This window comes from Defluviicoccus vanus, assembly GCF_014672695.1.
Classification (GTDB): Bacteria; Pseudomonadota; Alphaproteobacteria; order Rhodospirillales; family Defluviicoccaceae; genus Defluviicoccus; species Defluviicoccus vanus.
In genome coordinates, this window is the sequence record NZ_CP053923.1 from 3250200 (window position 1) to 3269363 (window position 19164).

The 19164-nt window shown below is 65.6% G+C and carries 11 protein-coding genes and 3 pseudogenes; 7 read left to right on the forward strand and 7 right to left on the reverse strand.

What is annotated here, in order from left to right; genetic code table 11:
* Nucleotides 1-24: 24 nt before the first annotated feature.
* From HQ394_RS21610 to HQ394_RS14780, 3 genes and pseudogenes are all read right to left on the reverse strand, one after another.
* Nucleotides 25-807 (reverse strand): annotated as a pseudogene (locus tag HQ394_RS21610) (strawberry notch family protein); the annotation flags it as partial.
* A complete protein-coding gene (locus tag HQ394_RS14775; protein ID WP_190260069.1) occupies nucleotides 765-2126 on the reverse strand; it encodes an IS1182 family transposase in 1362 nt (453 codons plus the stop codon). The pseudogene HQ394_RS21610 and the gene HQ394_RS14775, both read right to left, overlap by 43 nt.
* 68 nt (nucleotides 2127-2194) lie before the next feature.
* Nucleotides 2195-3586 carry a strawberry notch-like NTP hydrolase domain-containing protein gene (locus tag HQ394_RS14780; RefSeq protein WP_456151447.1) on the reverse strand — a complete coding sequence of 464 codons (1392 nt, stop codon included), beginning with the start codon at nucleotides 3584-3586 and terminating at the stop codon, nucleotides 2195-2197.
* Here HQ394_RS14780 and HQ394_RS14785 point away from each other — a divergent pair.
* The gene (locus HQ394_RS14785; protein WP_190260866.1) at nucleotides 3585-4250 is read left to right on the forward strand and encodes a hypothetical protein; all 666 of its coding nucleotides are present in this window, start codon (nucleotides 3585-3587) and stop codon (nucleotides 4248-4250) included. The genes HQ394_RS14780 and HQ394_RS14785 overlap by 2 nt on opposite strands.
* 41 nt (nucleotides 4251-4291) lie before the next feature.
* On the opposite strand, the gene HQ394_RS14790 is transcribed toward HQ394_RS14785, so the two are convergent.
* Nucleotides 4292-6418, reverse strand: coding sequence for a ParB/RepB/Spo0J family partition protein (locus HQ394_RS14790; protein WP_190260867.1), 2127 nt, complete (start codon nucleotides 6416-6418; stop codon nucleotides 4292-4294).
* Between the two features lie 157 nt (nucleotides 6419-6575).
* Between HQ394_RS14790 and HQ394_RS14795 the strand changes: the two genes are divergently transcribed.
* Nucleotides 6576-7571, forward strand: a complete 996-nt coding sequence (locus tag HQ394_RS14795) for a hypothetical protein (protein ID WP_190260868.1) — start codon at nucleotides 6576-6578, stop codon at nucleotides 7569-7571.
* 19 nt (nucleotides 7572-7590) lie between these two features.
* On the opposite strand, the gene HQ394_RS14800 is transcribed toward HQ394_RS14795, so the two are convergent.
* Complete coding sequence (locus HQ394_RS14800; RefSeq protein ID WP_190260869.1) at nucleotides 7591-8535, reverse strand: ArdC family protein; 945 nt, start codon at nucleotides 8533-8535, stop codon at nucleotides 7591-7593.
* Nucleotides 8536-8799: 264 nt separating this feature from the next.
* On the opposite strand from HQ394_RS14800, the gene HQ394_RS14805 reads away from it, so the two are divergent.
* The gene (locus tag HQ394_RS14805; protein ID WP_456151625.1) at nucleotides 8800-10104 is read left to right on the forward strand and encodes an ATP-binding protein; all 1305 of its coding nucleotides are present in this window, start codon (nucleotides 8800-8802) and stop codon (nucleotides 10102-10104) included.
* Between the two features lie 296 nt (nucleotides 10105-10400).
* A complete protein-coding gene (locus HQ394_RS14810) occupies nucleotides 10401-10895 on the forward strand; it encodes a hypothetical protein (RefSeq protein WP_190260870.1) in 495 nt (164 codons plus the stop codon).
* Between the two features lie 38 nt (nucleotides 10896-10933).
* Here HQ394_RS14810 and istB (HQ394_RS14815) read toward each other — a convergent pair whose 3' ends face one another.
* A complete protein-coding gene (gene istB / locus HQ394_RS14815) occupies nucleotides 10934-11866 on the reverse strand; it encodes an IS21-like element helper ATPase IstB (RefSeq protein ID WP_317628952.1) in 933 nt (310 codons plus the stop codon).
* Nucleotides 11863-13360: pseudogene (gene istA, locus HQ394_RS14820) on the reverse strand (IS21 family transposase). The gene istB (HQ394_RS14815) and the pseudogene istA (HQ394_RS14820) overlap by 4 nt, the downstream one beginning before the upstream one ends.
* 408 nt (nucleotides 13361-13768) lie before the next feature.
* On the opposite strand from istA (HQ394_RS14820), the gene HQ394_RS14825 reads away from it, so the two are divergent.
* The 3 genes and pseudogenes from HQ394_RS14825 to istB (HQ394_RS14835) all read left to right on the forward strand — a co-directional run bounded on the left by HQ394_RS14825 (nucleotide 13769) and on the right by istB (HQ394_RS14835) (nucleotide 18896).
* Nucleotides 13769-16474, forward strand: coding sequence for a DEAD/DEAH box helicase (locus HQ394_RS14825; protein WP_190260871.1), 2706 nt, complete (start codon nucleotides 13769-13771; stop codon nucleotides 16472-16474).
* 48 nt (nucleotides 16475-16522) lie between these two features.
* Nucleotides 16523-18021 (forward strand): annotated as a pseudogene (gene istA / locus HQ394_RS14830) (IS21 family transposase).
* Nucleotides 18018-18896: an IS21-like element helper ATPase IstB gene (istB, locus tag HQ394_RS14835; protein WP_317628948.1), complete on the forward strand. Its 879-nt coding sequence runs from the start codon at nucleotides 18018-18020 to the stop codon at nucleotides 18894-18896. The pseudogene istA (HQ394_RS14830) and the gene istB (HQ394_RS14835) overlap by 4 nt, the downstream one beginning before the upstream one ends.
* The last annotated feature ends 268 nt before the right edge of the window (nucleotides 18897-19164 follow it).

Genomic DNA, 19164 nt, shown 5'->3' on the forward strand with positions numbered 1-19164 from the left:
ATAGGCGAGATTGTGGACGGTGGTCGCGCCGGTGGCCGAGACATAGACCACGCGCGCGTCGGGCAGCGCGTGCTGCAAGCGCAAGCCCGCGCGGCCCTGCTGGGAGGGCGCGACATCGCCGCGTTCGCCCTTGCCGCCACCGGCGTTCTGCATGGCATGGCTCTCGTCGAAAATGATCACTCCGTCGAAGTCGGAGCCCAACCATTCAACGATCTGGCGGACGCGCGAAAGCTTCTCGCCGCGGTCGTCGTACCGCAGCGTAGCGTAGGTTAAAAATAGGATGCCTTCGGCGAGCCGGATCGGCTTACCCTGGGGGAAGCGCGAGAGTGGCGTGATGAGCAGGCGCTCCATCCCCAGCGCCGACCAGTCGCGTTGCGCGTCCTCGAGCAGCTTGTCGGACTTGGAGACCCAGACCGCCTTACGGCGCCCCTTCAGCCAGTTGTCCAGGATGATGCCGGCCGACTGGCGGCCTTTCCCGGCGCCGGTGCCGTCACCCAACATGAAGCCCCGGCGAAAGCGCACGGCGTTCAGCGCATCGTCGCGCGCGGCTGTGACGAGATCGAAGGTCTCGTCCACCGTCCAGGCGCCTGCGAGATAGTCGCCATGCGCTTCACCGGCATAGATCACGGTCTCTAGCAGCCTGTCGGACTTGCGTCTCGGGCGTCGCCGGACCTGCGTAGGGATCGGTGCGTCGGCGCCTCTGTCAGCGCCATTTTGGGCGGTGCGGTCGCGCGCTGGCGCGCCTGCGGAACTGGCCGCGCAGGCTAGACGGCGCGGCTGAGGGCGAACATCCGCTTCAGGTTCCATGCCATGGTTACAAGCCTCCACTCGCCACGGGCGGCATTGAGCCCGCGCAGCAGGAACTGCCGGAACCCCAGCACGGACTTGATGATGCCAAACACTGGCTCGGGCGTCTGCTTGCGCAGGGCGTAGAGCGCGCGGCCCTGCGGCGTGCGCAGCCGATACGCCATCGCCTGAACCGGGGTGGGGTCTTCGGGCGCCGGTGGCGCCGCAGCGAAGCGCTCTTGCAGGCTGAGATGATGCGCCTCGCGACCAAGTGCGATCAGCGGTTCGATCCCGCCGGCCACACAGGCCTGCACATTCGCCTCGCTGAAGTAGCCATTGTCCGCCAACAGCATGTCCGGCCTGCCGAGCACGTCCGGCAGAGTGCCGATCTTGTCCAGCATGGGTGTAAGCTGCTGCTTGTCGTTGGGCGCCTGCACCACGTCGGCGACCACCACCAGCAGACTGCCCGCCGCCACCGCCGCCTGCGCATTGTAGCACTGCTCAAAACCGCCGCCCGCCACCGCCATGATGCGGCTTTCCTCGTCGGTCAGATTGATCTGATCCGTGGGCAGCGGCGTCGCCACCGGCGGCTTCGGCTCACGGCCCGTGGGCTTCTTGCCGGTGGCCGCTGCCTTGGCGTCCCGTGCTGCGAGTTTCGCCTGATGGTCTGCCTGCTCCCGTTCGAAGCGTTCCTTCGCGCGGGCCTCGATCTTCGCCCGGGCCTCGGCGAGCCTGGACAACCGTTCCTCACGTCGCGCCAGTTCGTCGGGGATCGACATGCCGTCAGCGATGTCCACCTGGTCCGCCGCTTCTGCCTTGGCCATGAGATCGGCCACTTCGGCCTGCAGTTGGGCCTCCAGCTTGCCCGCATGGTCATAGGACAGCGCGCTGTGCCGGCTGGCATTGGCGTGGACCTTGGTCCCGTCGAGCCCGACCGTTCCCAGCTTCAGCACGCCCATCTCGCGCGCGAGCACCAGCACCTGGACGAACAGCTTCTCGATCTGCGGCAGAAAGCGTCGGCGGAACGCGGCGATGGTGTCATGGTCCGGATGATCGTTCGCCGCGATGAAGCGGAACGCCACGCTGTCATAGGTCGCCCGCTCCAGCTTGCGGCTGGAGAACACCCCGGTGGCGTAGCCGTAGATCAGAATGCCCAGCAGAAGGCTGGGGTGGTAGGACGCTTCCCCAGAGCCACGGTAGCTGCCGGTCATCGGCCGCAGATCCAGCCCCGCGATCACCTCCACCACGAACCGCGCCAAGTGCCGCTGCGGAAGCCACTCGTCCACCGACGGCGGCATCAGAAATCCGCTGTCGCGGTCGATCGGGCGGAAGTTGCTCATGCCGAAGAGGTCCGGGCCGGGGGCGTGAATCCATGCCCGGATTCTATAACCCACAGCTCCGCCTCGCGTTAAGTCCGACAGGCTGCTAGCTGGGCGTCAGACAGGACGGCCTCGCTGACGAGACTGATCGGCAGGCGTGGCCGGTAGCTCGGCTTCGGCGGTGCGACCGAGGACATCGCGGCGGATTGCACCAGCTTGGTGGGATGCGCCTGGGCTCCGGGAATCCGGATCGATTGGAGCCGGTATTCCTCATAGATCGCGTCGCTGAGACGCGCGCCCTCAGGCGGCGTCCAGTCGATGGTCTCGTAGGCGAGATCAACCGCCTCCGGGTCGGCGACGGACGGCTTGGCCGGCTGCGCCGCAGCAACACGGGCGAAATAGCCGCGCACCGTCCGCGGTGCGGCGGCAGCCGGCATGGGAATGGCAAGGCTCGGCGCGGGCGTCAGACGCGCCGGAACGTGCTCGGCGATCCAGCTCAGCAACGTGGCGACGTCGGGCGCGATGCCCCGCGATTCCGGTAGGGCGGATGAGTCGTCAGCCGGCGCCTTGTCGATGACGATCAGTCGTGTGTCGATGCTCGTACCGTGCTTGGCATACACCGCCCCATTGATCGCGGTGGTGAAGACAATACGGCCGCGCTCCTGCAGTCGGGCGAAGGCGTCGCGCCAAGCCGGAGCGTCGGGGGAAAAGTTCGCGCCAGTGATCGCCACCAGCCGCCCGCCCTCGGCCAGGCGCGCGAGGGCCGAGGCGATGTGGCGATAGGCGGTATCGGCCATACGGCCAGCCACATTGGCCATCGCCGAGAAGGGCGGGTTCATCAGCACGACGCTCGGGACGACGGCCTGATCGAGGTGATCGTCGATCTGGGCGGCATCGAAGCGCGTGACGGGAACGGCCGGAAAGAGGGAGGTGAGCAGCGCCGACCGGGTCTCGGCCAACTCGTTCAGGACGAGTGCGCCGCCGGCGATCTCGGCCAGGATGGCGAGGAGGCCGGTTCCGGCCGAAGGCTCCAGCACGCGATCAGCAGGCCCGATGGCGGCGGCGGTCAGGCCCGCGAAGCCGAGCGGGATCGGCGTGGAGAATTGCTGGAAGGCTTCGCTCTCGGTGGAGCGGCGGGTGTGGGTGGGGAGAAGGCCGGCGATCTTGACCAGGGCGGAAAGCCGCGAAGCCGGAGAATCGGCTTCGCGGAACAGCGCCTTTCCGTATTTGCGCAGGAAGAGGACGGTCGCGGCCTCGCAAGCATCGTAGGCCGTCTTCCAGTCCCAGGCGCCGGACGCATCGGATGCGCCGAAGGCCGCTTCCATGGCGGCGCGCATGATCGTGGCGTCGACGCGCTGGCCACGTTCGAGATGCGGGAGTAGCTGCTTGGCAGCAGCGATGGTGGTGCTCGCAGCGTCGGAAGCGCAAGCGGACGAAATCACCGCGGCCTGGTCGGCCGCGATCGGGGAAAGGTCGTTCATGAAGGAAGCCTCGGGAGAGCGGGAACGGGCGAGCCGGCCAGCGCTCTCTCTCGGACCGCACCGGCTCAAACCCGTCCCGGCCCGCCTCTCACTCTCTGCCCGACGACTTGAATCAACGCCGGTCGAGCACTACTTCACGAGCGTCAGGGTCGCCGCGCATCGCGTGGCAAGGACCGCTTGTGGCGAGAGCCCAAGAGCTGAACGGCTTGGTCAACAGGCCGCCGCTGACCTGCATCCGCGCTCTCTCGCGCGGGCGGGTCTCGGCATGCGGTTCACGAGCCCCGACAAGACCATTGAACCGCTTCGCGCATCGAAGGACGATTTGATGGCTCAGATTCTGAAATTTCCTACCAAGAAAATCGAACCCCTATCCATTCACAGCGGGAGTAAGCACCGCATCAGCGTCAAGGTACTTGATGACGTTCGGCCTCGGCGGACGCGATGGAAGCTGCAATTTGAGATCCAGGAGGCCGCAGGGTTTGCTGCTTTGAAGGGATTTACAGACAGCGCCGTGGCACTTGGCTACCGACATCGTTTCGAGGTGAGCAACACGCGGGTGGTGCGGCAGTTCGTAGCGGAAACTTCCGGCCTCGTCGCCGCCGGCAAGGTCGCGATCTGGATTGACCGTGTTCGGGTCCAGCCACGAGTGGCTCGCAGCGCATAGAAAAATGGCTGGGGCGAAGGTCGTCGCCCCAGCCGTTGTCTTTATTCGGCGGCAATCGTGCACGGCCCTTCTGCCGGGGCTTCCTCATCGTCACCGGCGAGGAACTCGGGCAGCGCTTCGCCGTCATCCTCGGTGGCTTCGACGGGCGCATCGTCCGCGGCGGCGATCCGCAGCGGCTCGGGCAGCCAGCCGGTGTCGGCCAGGAGCCGTTCGGCTTCCTTGGCCATGTCGCCCTTCTTCAGGTGGTCGATGAGCTGTGCCGCCCGTTCGCCGGCGCCTTCTTGCACCGCCTCAAGGATGCGGCGCTTGGGCACCCGGCCGAGATAGTTCTCGACGGTCGGACGCCAGCCGGCCTGCACCATGTCGAGATCGACGGCCTGGGCCAGGCGATTGGCCTCGGCGATCCGCTGTTCGACGGTGTGGGACGAGACGCCGGCGCCGTAGCGGTCGCCCTTCTCGTAGAGCGCATTGACGCCGAAGGAGGCGCAATGGGCGAAGAGCGTGGCCTGCTCGTCGCCGGTGAGGGTCGTGAACCAGTCCCAGAGATCGGCTTTGTCCTTGGGCAAGCGCTCTTCCCAAGCCTTGTGACGCACGTCGATCGCCTTCGCCGCGGGCGTGTCCTTCAGCCCCTGGGCCTGCACCGGGAAGCTGGCGCTGCGGACCGACACCTCCATCGCCGTCCCATAGGAGAAGTAGCGGGAGAAGACGTCGAGGCACAACTTGTGCAGCACGGCCTGGAACGCGACGGCGGGCGTGTTCGCCAGCTTGTCGCGCAACGCCAGCGTCCGCTCCGCGGTCAGCTCGGTCACGAGGCGGTCGGGGAGCGGCTTCAGGTCCTCGTCGTTCTCATCCTCCGGCCCGGCGACTTGGCCGCCTGTGGTGATGACCACGCGCTGCACCGCGGGCGTGTCAGGATCGGCGCGCATTGGCTCCGCCGCCCCGGTATCGGCCTCGCCGTCCTGCTCCGGCTGGCCCACGGGCGCCTCATCCTGCGGTCGGACATAGCCACGGTCGACCGACAGGGCGCCTTCGGTATCGATGCTGACGAAGACGCCGGCGCGGGCGATGTCGGTCGGATCATAGGTGACGGGCCGATCGTCGAAGGCGGCCAGCGCCGCCTCGATCTCGCCGAGGCGTTCGTCCACTTCGTCCGGCAGCTCGTCGGCGCCGTCATACTCTTCCTCCAGTTTGGCGTATTCTGCCTTCAGCGCGTCGATCGTCGCCTGCTCCTCGCTGGTGAGATCGATGGTGACGCCCTCCAGTTCGCGCAGGCCGTGGGTGTGGCCGTACGGAAAGTCGATGGCGACCTCGATCCACTTCCAGCCCTCGGCGGCGATCGTCTCCGCCTCGGTCTTCAGCTTCTCGGCGACGAGGCCGTCCAGCAGCGCGATGTCTTCGAGCCAGCCGCCATCATCGGACTGGAACAGGTCGCGCAGCACCACGCCGCCTGCGGCCTCATAGGCGTCGAAACCGACGAACACCGCCCGCCGGTCGGAGGCGCGCACCGTCTTCTCCGTCAGCATGCGGCGGATCTGATAGGGCTCCTTCTGCCAGGAGCCGGAGACCGCCTGCCAGACCTGTTCCTGGCGGGCATGGTCGGCCGTGACGGTGAATGCCATGAGCTGCTCGAGCGACATGCCGTCCTCGGCGTAGATGTCGAGCAGGGTCGGCGCGACCGACGCCAGGCGCAGGCGCTGCTTCACGACGTTCACGCCGACGAAGAACGCCGCGGCGATGTCCTCCTCGGAGCGCCCCTTCTCGCGCAGGGCCTGGAAGGCGCGGTACTGGTCGAGCGGATGCAGCGGCGCACGCTGGATGTTCTCGGCCAGCGAGTCGTCCTCACCGAGAATGTCGGTCGCGGGATCGCGGACCACGCACGGAACCGGCGCAGTCTTCGCCAGGCGCTTCTGCTTCACGAGCAACTCGAGCGCCCGGTAGCGCCGGCCGCCGGCCGGGATCTCGAACATGCCGGTCTCGGCGCCCTCGACGTCGAGGACTGGCCGGACGTTCAAGCCTTGAAGCAGGGTGCGCCTTGCGATGTCCTCGGCCAGCTCCTCGATCGAGACGCCGGCCTTCACGCGCCGGACGTTCGACTGGCTGAGCACCAGCTTGTTGAAGGGAATGTCGCGCGAGGACGACAGAGTGATCTTCTGAACTGCAGTCGCCATGGGATGATACTCCGCGACGGGCGGCCGGGGACTCTCCCTCGACCTCCAAACCCGTCACGAAGACCGGCGCAGCCCTCTTCCTCTCGGGTCGCTCGGCCGCCGCCACCGCGGTGGCGGCTGTGCTACGATCCGGACAAAAGGGGACAGACGTCAGAGCATGCGCGGCAACGAGACACGTAATCAGCACTTCGTGCCGCAGGTTGAGCAAAAGCTCAACGCGAGCAACCCCGACAGCACCAGCGGCAAGTTCCGGATCTACTCGTTTCGGATTACGGATCGAGAGGCTTACCAGATTGAGCTGGAGGCTCCCCGCGGGCATGCGATTGCAACGACCTTGTCAATGCTGGACCTCTTCAGCTTTGACGTGCCGGGAGGCGGACCGCTGCGCATGAATCTCGAAGCGCTATTTCACAAGTACGAAGCGAATGTCGAGATCCATACCAAGGGCCTGCTCGAGAAACTGGCGGCGGGCAGCGCGGACATCAAGACGGAGCTTATCGACCTGTTCGCGGCGAAGCTGCTGAACTTCGTCCGCAATCCCTTTTGCATCCAGAAGGTATTGAACAGCTTTCCCGGCGTTGGGCGGTACGAGCCGACCGATCCGGAGTTGCTCGCTGTCTATCGACGGATCATCAACGGACAGAAGCCGCACCAGGCTCACCTGTGCCGGCAACTCGACGTATCGCAGGAGACCTATGTCGAGTGGCTCCGGCTGATCTTCGTTCTATTGATGCAGACCGGGGATGACCGGCCGAACCTGTTCGAGGGCATGATCAAGAGGCTGTTTGAGGCGCGCGACACGCAGGCCGCAGCCTTTGTCTGGACTTACGACCAAGATGTCTGCCTGCTTTCGGATCGAAGCTACTGCCAGCCCATTCCAGACGGCGCGCACATGGCGATGTCCTTCAATCTGCGCTCCACCGCCTTCGTCGATTACGTTTTTGCCGACGCTGCGACTTTGGTCGAAGGCCGCGCTGCACCTGCGTTTGTGGCGAATGCCTTAGCCGCTTGGCGGCAGCGGCCCCAGGCCACAATCAATGTGACGGTGACGAAAAACAATCGCCCAATGCTGGCCCGCTACAATCGGCGAGTCATTGAGCAGGCGCGCGAACGGGTCTACTGCGCGGTGAAGACCGGCATCGTGCTGGCGTAGGCCGCCATCGCCACTTCGGTTAGGCCGCTTGCTGTGCAACGGCGGAGGCCGACCCACCGTCGCGTTGAAGGAAACCGAGGATCCAGTCAGCAGCCTTGCTCGCCTGCGACGCCGCGCGCACGATGGCGCGGTTATCCTCGCGCAACACCTCGAGCCATGAGCCGATATAGTCGGCATGGCGCACGGTCGGGACGATGCCGAGCGAGGCGCAGCAGAAGGCGGCGTTCATCTCGGCGATCAGCTCCTCGAACGCATACTTCTTGGTGCCGAAGGCCCCGGTCAGGTCGCGATTGAGGCGGGAGGAATGGCCGCTGGCGTGGCCGACCTCGTGCAGGGCCGTCCGGTGCCAGTTGATCGGCTCGAAATAGGCCTGCGGCGGCGGCACCATCACGAAGTCCGGGCCCGGCGCGTAGAAGGCGCGGTTGCCGCCGATGCGAAAGTCGATGCCGGTCGCCCGGATCAGCGCCTCGACCCTCGGTTCGATCAGATCCGGTGGCGGCGGTGGTGCAGCGGCAGCAATCTCGGCCGGCAGGTTCTCGCATTGGGCAGCGTTGAAGACGGTGAATCGCTTCAGGAACGGGATCGCGGCGGCCTCCTCGCCCGTCTCGCGGGCGCGGCGCTTTTCGTCCTCGGGCGTAAAGCGGTCGGCATAGACCACGGTGGTGCCGTGCTCGCCCTTGCGCACGTTGCCGCCGAGCGCAAGCGCCTGGCGAAAGGTAAGCCAACTCTGGGCTGAGAAGCCGTGCTCGATTGCGGCGCCCCAAAGGATCAGGACGTTGATCCCCGAATACTGCCGGCCGGTAACGGCATTCGTAGGCATGGCGAGCGGCGCCTTCGCCGCGGCCGTACCCCAGGGCTGGACCCAGGGCAGCCGCCCAGCCTCCAACTCGCTGATGATCTTGGTGGTGATTTCGTCGTAGAGGCTGGCGCGGCCAGGGCCGGCCTCGTGGTGGTGCTTGTACATCGCGGGTCTCCGCGACGGGCGCCGGGAGCCTCTCTCCCGACCCTCAACCCGTCACGGCAAACCCGGTCCGCACTCTCACTCTAAACGGGGTGTTGCGGGGATCTCCCCGCAGAAGGGGGTGTGCCGGCGACCATGGCGCAGGCCAGGGGGAAGGCATTCCCCTTCCGGCTCCTAGACGGCGATCCTAAAACTTCCAATCAGCGGATCGTTGACTTCCAATTAGCCGGCATCTACGGTTCCAATCGTCCGGGACGCGGGGATGGCATGTTCGAGCGGTTTGTGGAGCGGCGGGCGAAGGAGGCCCTTTCGGATACGCCAGTGGTCCTGGTGGTCGGGCCGCGCCGGGCCGGCAAGACCACGCTCGTTCGAAAAATGGAAGACGCTGGGCGAACTTATATCACGCTCGACGATCAGACCGTCCTTGAGGCAGCCCAGTCCGATCCCGTCGGTTTCATCCGGGGCCTGGACCGGGCCATCATCGACGAAATCCAGCGCGTGCCCGACCTGCTGCTTGCGATCAAGAAGACGGTCGATGAGGACTATCGCCCAGGCCGCTTTTTACTCACTGGCTCGGCGAATGTGCTGACACTGCCGCGGATCGCCGACAGCCTCGCTGGCCGGATGGAGACCATCCAGATGCTGCCGCTGGCGAAGGCCGAAATCGAGGGGCGAGCGCCGACCTTTCTGGAGCACCTNTTCGACGGGAAGCTACAAAGCCAACGGAACGCGATCGTCGGCGATGATCTTGTCCAACTCGTCCTGCTCGGGGGCTTCCCCGAAGCGATCAGCCGTGACAATGAGCGGCGCCGGCAGGACTGGGCACGCTCCTATCTCACGTCGATCCTGACCCGCGATCTGCGTGACATCGCCGACGTTGAGAAGCTGACCGAGCTTCCGAAATTCGTTCGGCTGCTGGCCGAGCATTCCGGTCAGTTGGTCAACTATTCGCAATTCGGCGGCGCGATCAACGTCAGTCACAAGACAGGGCAGCGCTATGTGGGCCTGCTCGAACAGGTGTTCCTGATCGCGACAGTACAGCCCTGGTTCACCAATGCACTGAAGCGGATCGTCAAGACACCCAAGCTGCATTTCCTCGATTCTGGCGTGCTGGCGGCCGCGCGCGGGCTCACCTCCGACAGGGTCCGGGCGGATCGCGGGACGTTCGGCGCGCTTCTGGAGAGCTTCGTGTTTTCGGAGGTGCTGAAGCTGCTGACGGCCTCAGATCTGCGGCTGACGCCTCATCATTTCCGGGATCGGGACATGCGTGAGGTGGACATCGTGCTGGAGCGCGATGACGGGATGATTGCAGGCATCGAGGTGAAGGGGAGCGCCACGGTCAAGGCCGGCGATTTCTCGGGCCTGCGGGCCTTAGCCGAAGCCTGCGGCAAGCGCTTCGCCTTCGGCGTCGTCCTGTATGACAGCACGGACTTCGTGCCGTTTGGTGATCGACTGGCAGCGGCGCCGCTATCATGCCTGTGGGGGCAACGCCATGAGGCAGCATGGAAAGCCAAAGGGCCTAAAACGCCGATCGGAGCGATATATCAATACAGGACGGCAATCGATTGGTGAGTCCGCCGAGGATAATAATGGCCCCACAAGAAACATCGTGGGGGACAAACTGGCAATGAAGACATTCGAATTCCACCACCGTCTTATCGATTTCTACGCTCTATGCTCTCGGTATTCCAGGACCATTCGATCTGAAGATCCGAAGGCGGAGATCGATTGCCAATACGACGTTGGTCGTTTCTGGCCCGACGCCCTGCTGTCTATCAACCCTCGATTTCTTCAAAAACCGACGGTCGATGAATGGGTGCGCGCCAGAGGCCCCGGGAAGAAGACGGAGGAGGCCACCGGGGCAAGCGATGATGGGAACGACGCAGACCAGCGATCGACGACTCGAGCCAGCGAGCGCACAGCGTGAAATAGCGCGTCCGCATGAAAGCGGCTCGCGGGTCGGCGTGCGTTTGCGTTTCGGGTCGGCCGCCGAGGTCACCCACTACCTCCGCGCACTCACGGGCCTGCTCCTCGGCGCGAGCACCAAGGTCACCGCAACGCTGGTGACGGGCGCGCTTCGCGAAGATCTCACCGCCGAGGAGATCGCCGAGCGGCTCACACGCGGTGCCGTCCACAAGCTCCGCTTCGCGCTCCGACTCGGCGAGCACGCGATCGCCGTCGAGCTCGCGCTCCAGGCCTCGGAGCCGGGCGTCGTGGAGATCCGAGCGCCGTTCATGAGCGGCCTCGTCACCTCGCGCCTGTGGCTCCAGTCCGACGCCGACGTCCTCGCGCCCATCCCTCTGCTGGCGCTCCCGACGACCACCGAGGGGTGTCAACGGCGGAGCAATTCTGGGCCACTGTAGCGGAGTCAAAGCAGGCCATTTGGGCGAGAGCGGTGCAATCACGGCAAGGGGCCCGATCGGGCCCCTTGCCGTGCGTCGGCTTTGCCTCGGGGATCAGGGCTTGCTGGTTTTGCCGGTCTCGGGATCGACGGTCTCGGCGGTGGTCTGGTTTTGCTCCGCCCGATCGGCTGCGGTGGGGGACGACGACGTCCGGCGGATTGCTTCAACCGGTAGCTGTCGCCGTTCATGGTGAGGATATGGACGTGGTGGGTCAGGCGGTCGAGCAGCGCGCCGGTGAGCCGTTCCGATCCCAGCACCGAGGTCCAGTCCTCGAACGGCAGATTGGAGGTGACGAGGGTCGAGCCGCGCTCGTAGCGCTGGGAGAACACCTCGAACAGAAGTTCCGCCCCGGTCGGCGACAGCGGCAGGTAACCGAGTTCGTCGACGATGAGCAACATCACCGACTGGAGATCGCGTTGCAGCTTCAGCAAGCGGCGCTCGTCACGCGCCTCCATCAACTGGTGCACGAGGGCGGCTGCGGTGGTGAAGGCGACGGTGAACCCCTTCTGGCAGGCGGCAAGAGCGAGGGCGAGCCCGACATGGGTCTTGCCGGTGCCACTGTTGCCGAGCGCGATGACGTTCTCCCGGCGCAGGATGAACTCGCAGCGGGCCAGCTCGAGCACCAGCATCTTGTTGAGGCTGGGAATCGCGGTGAAGTCGAAGGTGTCGAGGCTTTTGACCGCCGGGAAGCGTGCTGCCTTGATCCGCCGCTCGACCATTCGGCGTTCTCGGTCGATCAGTGCGAGTTCCACCAGGCGCAGCAGATAGCGGGGATGATCGACGCCGTCGCGTGCGCATTCGCGGGCGATCTTGTCGTATTCCCGCAGAACGGTCGGCAGCTTCAACTGCTTGAGGTGATGCGCCAGCAGAACCTGCGGTGTGCCGCTTGTCGTTCCCGCCGGCATCGCATCAGCGCCCGCCTTGCCGGTCATGCCGTTGTCCCGGGAACGAGAACGGCGTAGTCAGCCGCCGCCGTCATCCTGACGTCCATTTTCGGCAGATGTGGATAGGCCGTCAGGTCGAGCCGGGCCGGCCGCCGCTCGACGCGCGCCAGAGCAATCTGCTTGACCGCATCAAAGCCGATGACGCCGAGCCGGATCGCTTCGCTGACCGCGCTCGCCACCATCTCCATCGGGATCGCCTCCATCAGCCGCAGCACCTGGATGAACTCCCGCCTGCCGCGGTTGCCCATGCGCGCCTCGAGGAGATGGCGCAGGTGCTGGAACGCCTCCGGCAGATCCCAGTCTTTCAGCGCCGCCGCCTGGTCGAGGGCATTCGGCTTCGTCTCGATCAGCGCCAGATAGTGCAGCGGCTCGAATACGAAGGTGCCCGTGCCATAGCAGCGACGATGCCGGGCGATCGCCTCGCCGGCACAAAGGATCACCACCTCGTCGACGAAGCCCTTCACCACAACATCCCGGAAGCCGTATGCCGTCGGTACCGAGTAGTCGTTGCCGCGGTAGCGGACCAGGGCGGTCGATGAGACACGGGCCGCCCGCTTCTCGCTCGGCTCCAATGGCACCGCCGGCAAATCCCGGAAGGCTTCGAGGTCGGCGACGAGACGCTCGCCGATGGTTTCGCCGTGGCGACCGGCGCGTTCGCCTCGTCGCTGCCGGCAGCGATCTTCCAGCATGGCATTGAGATCGTCGAAGCTTGCCGCCTGGGGGATCGGCGTCAGGAAGTTCGATCGAGCATACTTCACCAGCCCCTCGACCTTGCCCTTGTCGTTGCCCTTGCCGGGACGGCCGAAGCGATCCTGGAACAGGTAATGGCTCTGCAGTTCCGTAAAGGCCCGGGTGCGCTCCCGCCTGCCGTCGCCGCAGATCTTCGCCACCGCGAGCGTCGTGTTGTCGTAAAGCACCGACAACGGCACGCCGCCAAAGAAGGCGAATGCCGACACATGCCCGTCGAGGAAGGCTTCCGTCGTCTCCGCCGGATAGGCCTTCACGAAAGGAGTATCCGATTGCGGCAGGTCCATGCAGAAGAAGTGGATCTTCTGCCGGACGCCGCCGATCACGCCGATCGCCTCGCCAAAGTCGACCTGCGCATGACCGGACGGATGAGCCAGCGGCACGAAGGTCTCCCGCAATCTCCCCGAGCAACCCGGACGTAGTCCCTCACCACCGTCAGACCGCCGGCATAACCGTGCTCGTCGCGCAGTCGCTCGAAGATCCGCTTGGCCGAATGCCGCTGCTTCGAAGGCGCCGTCCTGTCGGCCTCGAGGATGGCGTCGATCACCGGCAGCAGCACCCCGAGCTTCGGCTTCTTCACCGGCTTCGTTCGCGTGTAGCCGGGCGGCAACGAGAACCGGCACATCTTCGAAACCGTCTCACGGCTCAGCCCGAACACCGGGCCGCCTCACGCCGGCTGTTGCCCTCGATGAAAACGAAATGCCGAACGGCGGCGTAGACTTCCACGGCAAACATCCCCGGCCGCCCCCACAAAAAAAAGAGACAGCCTAACCACTGGCCAGATTTTACTCCGGCGCGGCAGCACCAATCACCGCCGCTACGTGGCCTAATTTGTCACCGCCATACACAGACTTCGAAGAACCCGCCCTGTTTGCGGAGCGAGCACGCCACGAGCGGCGCGTGCTCTACGTAGGCCTCACCGCGCGATGCGCGGCTTGATGCTGATTTCTCCCAAAGGATGTCGGCATCCCGCCATCGTCGATCTCGACCTCAACCACTGGCACGTGGAGAGCGTCCTATGAGTAACGTGAACCTCCACAACTACGCCGATGAAGGTCGACTCGTCGATGCGGACATTGTCGGCTTCCTCCGCAAGAAGCTCGACACAAGGGCGACAAGCTCGACTTCTCGAACATCGTCGAGGTGGCCGACGCCGTGCTCGACGCGCTCTTCGACGGCCGGTCGCCGGAGCAAGTGGCGGACGTCATCGTCGAGCTGAGCCCCGCCGCCGACAAGGCGCTCGCGGCATGGTCGGATCGCGCGGGCGGCAAGGTCACGAAGGCAGAGAAATCCACGCGCAAAGCCACCGTGCGCAAGCCCGCGCAGTCGACGCAACCGCCCCCGTTCATTGAGCGCGATCCGACGGGCGACGAGCGCTTCACGCCCACGCGCCTCGTGCGCCGCCTTCAGGAGGCTCTGCAGGGCTACATCGAGAGCGCCTACCCGCTGAACGATCCGACGCTGGTCCGCTCACGGCGCCGCCTTCTCGAAGAGGACGCTGGGGGCCATCTGCTCGCGCAGGAACCCTACATCGAGACCACCACGCGCTACGCGACTTCGAAGGCGGCCTACGTTGACATCGGGTTCACGTCAGAGATCGCGGGCTTCTTCTCGAAGCTCGCCAAGACCGCGTCGGTGCAGAGCACGCCGGAGGACGAGCGCACGGTTCTCTTCCCGTCGATCTACGTGCATCAGGAGCGCGCTTTCCGTGAGTTCCTTGTCGAGCGGAAGGACATCGTCGTCGCGACGGGTACGGGCTCCGGCAAGACCGAGTGCTTCCTCGTACCGATGCTCGGCTCGCTTTACGACGAGGCAGTGCGCTCGCCCAGGACGTTCGAGCAGCCTGGCGTGCGTGCGCTGATCCTCTACCCGATGAACGCGCTGGTGAACGACCAGCTCTCGCGCCTGCGCCTGTTGCTCGGTGACCCCGCGGTCGCCGATGCGTTCACGGCGCTCGGCACGGACCGCCGCTTCCCGCGCTTCGGCATGTACACCGGCCGCACTCCGTACCCGGGACCGCGCTCAGCCTCGCGCGACGGCGAGCGCGTGAAGCCGCTGCTCGAGTACTACTTGGGCCTCTCGCCCGAGGTCGAAGAGCGCCTCCGTCGTCTGGGCCGCTATCCCGCAAAGGACCTCCAGGCCTTCTACGCGCAAAACGAGGCGCGCCGGCGGACCTACCAGAGCGGCAAGCGCGCCGGGCAGGAGTACACAGACCACAACTGGCAGCGGCGCCTTCACACGGGCCTGAACGATCGCGAGCTACTCACTCGGCAGGAGATGGTACACGGAGCTGGCAGCCTCCCGGGCCATGCGCCCGATGTGCTCGTCACAAACTACTCGATGCTCGAGTACATGCTGATGCGCCCGTTCGAGCGTCCCGTCTTTGCCGAGACGAAGCGCTGGCTCGACCAGGACGGCACGCAGCTGCTACTGGTCCTCGACGAAGCGCACATGTACCGTGGAGCCAAAGGCGCAGAAGTCGCGTTCCTCATTCGACGCCTGCGTGCGCGTCTCGGCATCCACGATCGCCCTGAGAAGCTGCGCGTAATCGCCACGTCTGCCTCGCTCGGCGAGGGCGCGGTGGCGGTCGATGCAGTCAAGCGCTTCGCCGCAGATATTACCGGCAAGCGCCCTGAGAACTTCGAGGCTATCACAGGCACGCGCGAGGTTCCGACGCCTGCCAGCCCCGCTCCGAAGGACGTGGCCGACACGCTGGCCTCGCTCGACCTCGACGGCATCAACAAGGCGCTCGACGCGCCCATGCTTCGCGAGAAGCTCGCGCCGTTGCTACCGGCAAGCTTAACGGCCGACGCCAGCGAGAACGAAGTGCTCGCGGCCCTGCATGCGGCGTTGAAGAACAAGCCGTGGGTCAACCAGTTGGTGAAGGAAGCAGCTGGCCACGCCGTTGCGGTGAGCGAGCTCGCCCCGCGCGTGTTCCCGGACTACCCGGACGCGCGCCGCGCGCTGGAAGCGCTGCTCACGGTGTCCACGCTCGCGCGCATCAAGGCCGACGAGCCGGGCCTCGTGCCGACGCGCGTGCATGGTCTCTTCCGTGGCCTGCACGGGCTCTATGCCTGCGTTAACCCGCAGTGCGGCGGACGCCAGAGCGAGCCGGGTGAGCGGGCGATCCTTGGCAAACTGTTCACCACGCCGAGCGCGGTGTGTGACGCATGCGGCTGCCGCGTCTTCGAGATCGCGTCGTGCCGCGACTGCGGCAGTCCGTATCTGCTCGCGTACTCGCAAGAGGAGTCGCTCGACCGGCTCTCGTTCCTCTGGGGCGAGACGGAGGGCGCGCTGTTTCGCCTACAGCTCCTGCCGAGTGCGCCGCGCTATACCGGGCGCACGGAGATCGTGCGGCTCCACCTGCGCACCGGCTACCTCGACACCGGCAATCGGTTCCCGGATGACGAGGTCCGCAACCTAGCGCTCTGGCTCAACGGCGATGGCAAACGCGAGGCCTCGTTCGACCGCTGCGCCATGTGCCAGCCCTCGGCGAACGCGAAGAGCCGCATCCACGACTTCAGGACGCGCGGCGAGCAGCCCTTCACGGCGCTCATCGAGGCTCAGTTCGCCGAGCAGCCGCCGCAGAAGAAGGACCCACGTCTGCCAAACCACGGGCGCAAGGTGCTGGTCTTCAGCGACGGACGGCAGAAGGCCGCGCGCCTGGCACCCGCCCTCGAGCACAGCCACGCGCGTGATCTGTTCCGCCAGGTCGTCGCGCTCGCAGCCCACGAGCTTCGCGAGCAGGCTAGCATGTCGGCGATGCAGTACCTGTACCCGGCAGTTGTGTATGGCGGTGACAAATTAGGCCACGTAGCGGCGGTGATTGGTGCTGCCGCGCCGGAGTAAAATCTGGCCAGTGGTTAGGCGGTCTCTTTTTTGTGGGGGCGGCCGGGGATGTTTGCCGTGGAAGTCTACGCCGCCGTTCGGCATTTCGTTTTCATCGAGGGCAACAGCCGGCGTGAGGCGGCCCGGGTGTTCGGGCTGAGCCGTGAGACGGTTTCGAAGATGTGCCGGTTCTCGTTGCCGCCCGGCTACACGCGAACGAAGCCGGTGAAGAAGCCGAAGCTCGGGGTGCTGCTGCCGGTGATCGACGCCATCCTCGAGGCCGACAGGACGGCGCCTTCGAAGCAGCGGCATTCGGCCAAGCGGATCTTCGAGCGACTGCGCGACGAGCACGGTTATGCCGGCGGTCTGACGGTGGTGAGGGACTACGTCCGGGTTGCTCGGGGAGATTGCGGGAGACCTTCGTGCCGTTGGCTCATCCGTCCGGTCATGCGCAGGTCGACTTTGGCGAGGCGATCGGCGTGATCGGCGGCGTCCGGCAGAAGATCCACTTCTTCTGCATGGACCTGCCGCAATCGGATACTCCTTTCGTGAAGGCCTATCCGGCGGAGACGACGGAAGCCTTCCTCGACGGGCATGTGTCGGCATTCGCATTCTTCGGCGGCGTGCCGTTGTCGGTGCTTTACGACAACACGACGCTCGCGGTGGCGAAGATCTGCGGCGACGGCAGGCGGGAGCGCACCCGGGCCTTTACGGAACTGCAGAGCCATTACCTGTTCCAGGATCGCTTCGGCCGTCCCGGCAAGGGCAACGACAAGGGCAAGGTCGAGGGGCTGGTGAAGTATGCTCGATCGAACTTCCTGACGCCGATCCCCCAGGCGGCAAGCTTCGACGATCTCAATGCCATGCTGGAAGAGCGCTGCCGGCAGCGACGAGGCGAACGCGCCGGTCGCCACGGCGAAACCATCGGCGAGCGTCTCGTCGCCGACCTCGAAGCCTTCCGGGATTTGCCGGCGGTGCCATTGGAGCCGAGCGAGAAGCGGGCGGCCCGTGTCTCATCGACCGCCCTGGTCCGCTACCGCGGCAACGACTACTCGGTACCGACGGCATACGGCTTCCGGGATGTTGTGGTGAAGGGCTTCGTCGACGAGGTGGTGATCCTTTGTGCCGGCGAGGCGATCGCCCGGCATCGTCGCTGCTATGGCACGGGCACCTTCGTATTCGAGCCGCTGCACTATCTGGCGCTGATCGAGACGAAGCCGAATGCCCTCGACCAGGCGGCGGCGCTGAAAGACTGGGATCTGCCGGAGGCGTTCCAGCACCTGCGCCATCTCCTCGAGGCGCGCATGGGCAACCGCGGCAGGCGGGAGTTCATCCAGGTGCTGCGGCTGATGGAGGCGATCCCGATGGAGATGGTGGCGAGCGCGGTCAGCGAAGCGATCCGGCTCGGCGTCATCGGCTTTGATGCGGTCAAGCAGATTGCTCTGGCGCGCGTCGAGCGGCGGCCGGCCCGGCTCGACCTGACGGCCTATCCACATCTGCCGAAAATGGACGTCAGGATGACGGCGGCGGCTGACTACGCCGTTCTCGTTCCCGGGACAACGGCATGACCGGCAAGGCGGGCGCTGATGCGATGCCGGCGGGAACGACAAGCGGCACACCGCAGGTTCTGCTGGCGCATCACCTCAAGCAGTTGAAGCTGCCGACCGTTCTGCGGGAATACGACAAGATCGCCCGCGAATGCGCACGCGACGGCGTCGATCATCCCCGCTATCTGCTGCGCCTGGTGGAACTCGCACTGATCGACCGAGAACGCCGAATGGTCGAGCGGCGGATCAAGGCAGCACGCTTCCCGGCGGTCAAAAGCCTCGACACCTTCGACTTCACCGCGATTCCCAGCCTCAACAAGATGCTGGTGCTCGAGCTGGCCCGCTGCGAGTTCATCCTGCGCCGGGAGAACGTCATCGCGCTCGGCAACAGTGGCACCGGCAAGACCCATGTCGGGCTCGCCCTCGCTCTTGCCGCCTGCCAGAAGGGGTTCACCGTCGCCTTCACCACCGCAGCCGCCCTCGTGCACCAGTTGATGGAGGCGCGTGACGAGCGCCGCTTGCTGAAGCTGCAACGCGATCTCCAGTCGGTGATGTTGCTCATCGTCGACGAACTCGGTTACCTGCCGCTGTCGCCGACCGGGGCGGAACTTCTGTTCGAGGTGTTCTCCCAGCGCTACGAGCGCGGCTCGACCCTCGTCACCTCCAATCTGCCGTTCGAGGACTGGACCTCGGTGCTGGGATCGGAACGGCTCACCGGCGCGCTGCTCGACCGCCTGACCCACCACGTCCATATCCTCACCATGAACGGCGACAGCTACCGGTTGAAGCAATCCGCCGGACGTCGTCGTCCCCCCACCGCAGCCGATCGGGCGGAGCAAAACCAGACCACCGCCGAGACCGTCGATCCCGAGACCGGCGAAACCAGCAAGCCCTGATCCCCGAGGCAAAGCCGACGCACGGCAAGGGGCCCGATCGGGCCCCTTGCCGTGATTGCACCGCTCTCGCCCAAATGGCCTGCTTTGACTCCGCTACAGTGGCCCAGAATTGCTCCGCCGTTGACAGGCATGACCTGAACGCCGAAGCCGCGGAGCTCCTTGTCCCACACGAAAGTCTCCCGAACCTTAACCCCAACCTCGGAAGGTTTCGGAGCCTTGAGACCGTCGACGATCCGCTAGGTGAGCTTTTCCGCAGCCATATCAATCA